Genomic DNA, 6,443 nt, shown 5'->3' on the forward strand with positions numbered 1-6,443 from the left:
CGGTCGCGGCGGCCCGGAACCAGCATTGACCTCGGAAAACACCAAGCCGGAGGCACCAGCGACGGCACCACGGAAGGTCTGCGCATCATGACGGAACCACAGTTCATCACCACGCCTTTCGGCGCGAAGTCCACCGCGGCCGAGGTCCTGCGGGGCGTCGATCTGAGCGGATCACGCGCCGTCGTCACCGGCGCGGCGTCCGGAATCGGTGTCGAGACCGCCCGGGCACTCGCCGCCGCGGGAGCCGGGGTGACCCTGGCGGTCCGGAGCGTCGAGCAGGGTGAGCGGACCGCCGAGGACATCAGGGCCACCAGCGGCAACCGGCACGTCCGGGCCGCGCGCCTGGACCTCGCCGACCTGGATTCGGTCGCCGCGTTCACCGCCGCGTGGGACGGACCGCTGGACATCCTGGTGAACAACGCCGGAGTGTCGGCGCCGCCCGAGACCCGCACACCGGAGGGCTGGGAGCTGCAGTTCGCGACGAACCACCTCGGCCACTTCGCACTGACCACGTCCCTCCACCCGGCGCTCGCGGCGGCGGGCGGAGCCCGCGTGGTGTCCCTGAGCTCGAACGCGCACCTGCGGGCACCCGTCGACTTCGAGGACATCCACTTCCGCGGGCGCCCGTACGAGCGCTTCACCGCCTACGGCCAGTCCAAGACCGCCACGGCCCTGTTCGCGGTCGAGGCGAACCGCCTCTGGGCGGGTGAGCGCATCACGGTCAACGCGGTGCACCCCGGCGCGATCATGACCAACCTGGCACGGCACCTCACCGACGAGGACCTCGAGCACATGGCGGACTTCGAGTTCAAGACTCCGGAGCAGGGCGCCGCCACCTCCGTGCTCGCCGCCGCCTCGCCGCTGCTCGCCGGTGCCGGCGGCCGGTACTTCGAGGACTGCTCCCAAGCACGGCCCCACACGGTCGAGGCGCCGCTCAGCGGTGTCGCGGACCACGCCCTCGACCCCGCTGCCGCCGCCGAACTGTGGCGGGCGTCGCTCGGGATGCTCGCCTCGGCCGGCCGCCGCTGACCGGCGGCAGCGTGCCCGGCCGCGCTGTAGCCGGACCCCGGAAGGGTCCGGCTACAGCGCGGCCGCGCCCTGTTCGCGCAGGCGGTGGTCGTACTGCTGGAGGGCCCACAGTTCGCCGCCGATCGCCGCGAGCTGGTCCGGGTCGGCGCGCGGGCCCTGGGCGGTGAGCCGGGTGTGGTCGGCGTTGAGCTGGGCGAGGCGGCGGGCGACGGCCTGGCGGCGCACATCGACGAGGATCTTGCCCGCGTAGACCTCGGGGGTCTTGTGCTGGACGGGCTCCACGGCCAGTTCGGTGACCAGCGAGCGCACGGTGTCGTCCGGGGCGACGTCACGGACCCGGGACAGGAACTGCGCGTCGGCGGACTCGGCGCCGCCCGCCTCGGTGATGGCGCGGCGCACCGCGACGTAGGACGGGGCGGTGAACTCGTCCTCGCCGTAGGCGTCGAACGCCGGGGAGACCAACTCCGGATACTGGAGGGCGAGTTTGAGCAGCTCCCGCTCGACGCGCTGGGCCGGGCTGCGCATGTCCAGCCGCGGGCCGCGCGGACCCGCGGGCGCGGAGGGGCCCGGCGGGGCCGCCTCGGGCCGTACGGTGCGGGGGCCCGCGGGACCGGCCCCCGACTGACGGCGTTCGCGCTGCCAGCGGGCCAGTTGACTCACCCGTCGCACCACGAACTGGGTGTCGAGGATGCCCAGCATGCCGGCGAGCTGGACGGCGTACTCGTGCTGGATCGCGGAGTTCTTGATGCCCGCGACGATGGGCGCGCCGGCCTCCAGCGCGGAGGCGCGGCCCTCGGCGGTCTCCAGGTTGTAGCGGGCCACCGCCGAGCGCAGGGCGAACGCGAACAGCGGCGTGCGGGAGTCGACCAGCCGCTCCACGGCCGCATCGCCCTCGGCAAGCCGCAGGTCGCAGGGGTCCATGCCGCCGGGCGTGATCGCGATGGAGGTCTCGGCGGCGAACTTCTGGTCGTCCTCGAAGGCGCGCAGTGCGGCCTTCTGGCCGGCCGCGTCGCCGTCGAAGGTGAAGACCACCTCGGCGTTGGCGTTGTCCATCAGCAACCGGCGCAGGATCTTGATGTGGTCGCCGCCGAAGGAGGTGCCGCAGGTCGCGATGGCGGTGGTGACGCCGGCGAGGTGGCAGGCCATGACATCGGTGTAGCCCTCGACGACGACGGCCCGGCTGGTGCGGGCGATCTCCTTCTTGGCCAGGTCGATGCCGTACAGGACCTGCGACTTCTTGTAGATCGGCGTCTCGGGCGTGTTGAGGTACTTCGGCCCCGTGTCGTCCTCGCGGAGCCGGCGCGCGCCGAAGCCGATGACCTCGCCGGTGATGTCGCGGATCGGCCAGATCAGCCGGCCGCGGAAACGGTCGATGGCCCCGCCTCGGCGCGACTCGCTGGCCAGACCGGAGACGATCAGCTCACGGTCGCTGAAGCCCCTGCCGCGCAGGAAGCGCACCAGGTGGTCCCAGCCGGCCGGGGCGTAGCCGACACCGAAGTGCTCGGCGGCCGCCTGGTCGAAGCCGCGCTCGGCGAGGAACTTCCGGCCGATCTCGGCCTCGGCGCCGCCCAACTGCTCCACGTAGAACTGCGCGGCGGCCTTGTGCGCCTCGATGAGGCGGATGCGCTCGCCCTGCTGGCGGCCCGGTGTGTAGCCGCCGTCCTCGTACCGCAGGGTGATGCCGGCGACGGCGGCCAGCCGCTCGACGGCCTCGGAGAAGGACAGGTGGTCGACCTTCATCACGAAGTCGAGGGTGTCGCCGCCCTCCTGGCAGCCGAAGCAGTGGTAGAGACCCTTGCTGGGGCTCACCTGGAAGGAGGGGGACTTCTCGTCGTGGAAGGGGCACAGGCCCTTGAGGTTGCCCCCGCCGGCGTTCCTGAGCTGCAGGTACTCCGAGACGACGGCGTCGATCGGGACCGCGTCCCGCACCGCCTTGACGTCCTCGTCCCTGATCCGCCCTGCCACACGGGGATTCTACGGCGCCGCTCCCGCGGGGTCAGACCAGCTTGGCGACGAACAGGTAGTGCGGGCCCGCGGGCTGCAGCACGAACTCGTCGCCGACCGCCGTGAAGCCCTGGCCCTCCCAGAAGCCGCGGGCCGAGGTGCGGCCGTTGCACCAGACCAGCTCCGCGCCGCGCTCCCGGGCCTCCGCCAGGGCCGCGCCCAGCAGGGCGGAGCCCAGGCCGCGGCCGCGCGCCTCGGCGGCGGTGGCCATGCCGCGGATGCGGTAGGCGACCTCGTGGTGCCCCGGCAGCCGCTCCGGGAAGAGCGTGACGCATGTCACGACCGGGGCCAGGGCGCCGTCGCCGTCGTAGCCCGCCATGTGGAACGCGGCCGGGTGGCCGTCCTCGATGAAGATCGCGGATTCACGCGGGAGTCCCGGCCTGAGCACGGTCCAGCGCAGATCGAAGATCTCCTCGACGGGCACGACAGCGGTACGGAACTCCATGAAGGCCATGCTAGGCGACGGCGCGGGCACTCATTCCAGCAGGGAGTTCAGCGGCACCGTGGGGTCGGCGAGCGCCTCGGCGTCGACCCGGCGGCCGGAGCGGATGAGTTTCTGGATGCTGTCGGTGACGTCCCACACGTTGACGTTCATCCCGGCCAGCACCCGGCCCTCGCTCAGCCAGAAGGCGATGAACTGCCGCTTGCCGACGTCACCGCGGGCCAGCACCTGGTCGTACGTGCCCGGGGCGGCGTGCCCGGAGAACTCCATGCCCAGGTCGTACTGGTCGGTGAAGAAGTACGGGACGCGGTCGTAGCTGACCTCCTTGCCCAGCATCGCGCGCGCCGCCACCGGTCCGCTGTTCAGCGCGTTGGCCCAGTGCTCGACCCGCAACCGGCCGCCCAGCAGCGGGTGTTCGGCGTTGGCGACGTCGCCCGCGGCGAAGATGTCGGGGTCGGAGGTGCGCAGCGACGCGTCGACCGCGATGCCGCCGCCGGCCTCGCGGTCTGCGAGGGCGAGCCCGGCCGCCTCGGCCAGCGCGGTGCGCGGCGCGGCACCGATGGCGGCGAGCACGTCGTGGGCGGGGTGCTCCTCGCCGTCGTCGGTGAGGACGGACAGCACCATGCCGTCCTGCCCGGTGATCTCGGTGAGCCGGGCACCGAAGTGGAACCGCACGCCGTGCTCGCGGTGCAGGTCCGCGAAGACCTCGCCCAGCTCGGGGCCGAGCACCGAGTGCAACGGGCACGGCTGTGCCTCCACCACGGTGACCTCGACTCCGTAGCCGCGGGCGGCCGCCGCGACCTCGAGCCCGATCCAGCCCGCCCCGGCGATGACCAGGTGGCCGTTCTCGCGGCCGAGGGTGGTCAGCACGTTCTTCAGCCGCTCGGCGTGCGCGAGCCGGCGCAGGTGGTGCACTCCCGCGAGATCGGTGCCGGGGATGTCCAGCCGGCGCGGCTCGGCCCCGGTGGCCAGCAGCAGCCTGTCGTACGGGATGGAGGTGCCGTCGCCCAGCGTGATGCGCTTGGCGGCCCGGTCCAGGCCCGTGACCGGCTGACCGAGGTGGAGCTCCACGTCGTGCTCGGCGTACCAGGCCGCGGGGTGGACGAAGACCGAGTCGCGCTCCTCGTTGCCCAGGAGGAACCCCTTGGACAGCGGCGGTCGCTCGTACGGGTGGTCGCGCTCGTCCCCGATCAGTATCACGCGGCCGGTGAACCCCTCGGAGCGAAGCGTCTCGGCCGCTTTCGCCCCCGCGAGCCCTGCCCCGACGATGACGAATGTGTGGTCTGCGTCCACCACTGTGCGCCTCCCTGAAAGTCCCTCGGGTGCCCGGGTGCCCTCCCTCTGGCAATTGCCAGTGATGTGAGCGTCCCGCACGGCACGGCCCACGGGAAGAGTGCCGCGCCGAGGCGGACCTCTCCCGGACGCCCTCCGGGGGGCGGCCGGGGGCCCGCCGGGGGCTCACCGCGTGGCGGTGAGCCGGGCGTGCAGGGCGGTCGCCGCGGAGTCGGTGAGCGAGGCGATCTGGTCGACGACGGCCCGTTTGCGGGCGCGGTCGTCCTTGGCCGCGTCGAACATCCCGCGGAACTGCGGGTCCAGCCCCTCGGGCGCCCGCGCGAGCAGTGCCTCCGCCAGCTCGCCGATCACCACCCGCTGCTGGGCGCGCCGCCGCTCCTGCGCCTCGCGCTGCATCACGTAGCGGTCGGCGACCGCCTTGAGGACCGCGCACTCCAGCCGCTGCTCGCGCGGGACGACCAGCTGGGCGCGGTAGCGGGTGAGCCGGCCGGTGCCGTACGCGTCCCGGGTGGCGCGCTCGGCGGCCAGGCAGAACCGGCCGATGAGCTGCGAGGTGGCGTCCTTCAGCCGGGCCTGCGCGATGGCGGAGCCGTCGAAGCCGTGCGGCCACCACTCCATGTCCAGCAACCGGTCCAAGGCCTCGGCGAGTTCGTCCTCGGCCGCGCCCGGCGCGTAGCGCGCGGCTGCCACGGCGAAGATCTCGCGGCGCTCGGCCTCGGCCAGCAGCACGGCCGGGTCCAGGTGCCCGGCGTGCAGACCGTCCTCGACGTCGTGGACGGAGTACGCCACGTCGTCCGCCCAGTCCATCACCTGGGCCTCGAAGCACTGCCCGTGGGGACGGTCCGCCGGGGCGGTGCGGCGCAGCCACGCGAAGACCGGCAGGTCGTCCTCGTACACCCCGAACTTGGGACTGCCGGGCTGCGTGGGATGGCCGCCGCGGGGCCAGGGGTACTTGGTGGCGGCGTCCAGAGCCGCACGGGTGAGGTTGAGGCCGACGCTGACCAGGGTGCCGTCGTCGTCGTGCGCGAAGCGCTTGGGCTCCAGACGGGTGATGATGCGCAGGCTCTGCGCGTTCCCCTCGAAGCCCCCGCAGTCCTCGGCGACCTCGGCGAGGACCATCTCGCCGTTGTGCCCGAAGGGCGGGTGGCCGATGTCGTGCGCCAGGCACGCGGTCTCCACCAGGTCCGGGTCGCAGCCGAGCGCGGCGCCGAGCTCCCGGCCGACCTGGGCGCACTCCAGGCTGTGGGTGAGCCGGGTGCGCGGGCTGCTGCTGATCGCCCGCTCGTCGTCGACCGGGTCCACCACCTGGGTCTTTCCGGCGAGCTTGCGCAGCCCGGCCGAGTGCAGCATGCGCGCGCGGTCCCGCTGGAACGAGGTGCGGCCGGGCCGCTTGTCGGGCTCGGACACGTAGCGTTCGGTGTCGGCCTCGCTGTAGGGGGCGTACTCGTCCGCTGCCTGGTGGTTCGGGTGCATACGGCGACAGTATCCGGCCGCGGCGCCGCACCGGTGGCTACGCGGTGGCCAGCCGGGTCGCGGTGCTGGCGGGGCCGCCGGCGGCCGAGAGCGCCCGGTCGTAGCGGTGCAGCACCAGCGCCGCCACCGACGGGTGGGCGCCCAGCGGCGCGGCGGCGATGCCGGGCGCGCTGGCCTTTCTGGGCTTCCAGCGCGACCGGGG

General features: G+C 73.4%; 5 protein-coding genes. 1 reads left to right on the forward strand and 4 read right to left on the reverse strand.

The genetic code is table 11. The features are described 5' to 3' along the window. The first annotated feature begins 87 nt into the window (after positions 1-87). Positions 88-1,029 carry an SDR family NAD(P)-dependent oxidoreductase gene (locus PV364_RS25815; protein WP_319662693.1) on the forward strand — a complete coding sequence of 314 codons (942 nt, stop codon included), beginning with the start codon at positions 88-90 and terminating at the stop codon, positions 1,027-1,029. Positions 1,030-1,080: 51 nt separating this feature from the next. On the opposite strand, the gene dnaG is transcribed toward PV364_RS25815, so the two are convergent. The 4 genes from dnaG to PV364_RS25835 all read right to left on the reverse strand — a co-directional run bounded on the left by dnaG (position 1,081) and on the right by PV364_RS25835 (position 6,241). Further along, positions 1,081-2,994, reverse strand: a complete 1,914-nt coding sequence (gene dnaG, locus PV364_RS25820; protein WP_319662694.1) for a DNA primase — start codon at positions 2,992-2,994, stop codon at positions 1,081-1,083. 31 nt (positions 2,995-3,025) lie between these two features. Beyond that, the gene (locus PV364_RS25825; protein WP_319662695.1) at positions 3,026-3,478 is read right to left on the reverse strand and encodes a GNAT family N-acetyltransferase; all 453 of its coding nucleotides are present in this window, start codon (positions 3,476-3,478) and stop codon (positions 3,026-3,028) included. Positions 3,479-3,508: 30 nt separating this feature from the next. After that, positions 3,509-4,771 carry an NAD(P)/FAD-dependent oxidoreductase gene (locus tag PV364_RS25830; protein ID WP_319662697.1) on the reverse strand — a complete coding sequence of 421 codons (1,263 nt, stop codon included), beginning with the start codon at positions 4,769-4,771 and terminating at the stop codon, positions 3,509-3,511. Between the two features lie 162 nt (positions 4,772-4,933). Next, complete coding sequence (locus tag PV364_RS25835) at positions 4,934-6,241, reverse strand: deoxyguanosinetriphosphate triphosphohydrolase (RefSeq protein ID WP_319662698.1); 1,308 nt, start codon at positions 6,239-6,241, stop codon at positions 4,934-4,936. Positions 6,242-6,443 lie beyond the last annotated feature (202 nt).

The sequence above is a fragment of the Streptomyces sp. MI02-7b genome (assembly GCF_033793585.1).
Classification (GTDB): Bacteria; Actinomycetota; Actinomycetes; order Streptomycetales; family Streptomycetaceae; genus Actinacidiphila.

Coding starts and splice junctions, on each gene's coding strand:
- PV364_RS25815 (WP_319662693.1), top strand. CDS start 88: ATGACGGAACCACAGTTCATCACCACGCCTTTCGGCGCGAAGTCCACC.
- PV364_RS25825 (WP_319662695.1), bottom strand. CDS start 3,478: ATGGAGTTCCGTACCGCTGTCGTGCCCGTCGAGGAGATCTTCGATCTG.
- PV364_RS25835 (WP_319662698.1), bottom strand. CDS start 6,241: ATGCACCCGAACCACCAGGCAGCGGACGAGTACGCCCCCTACAGCGAG.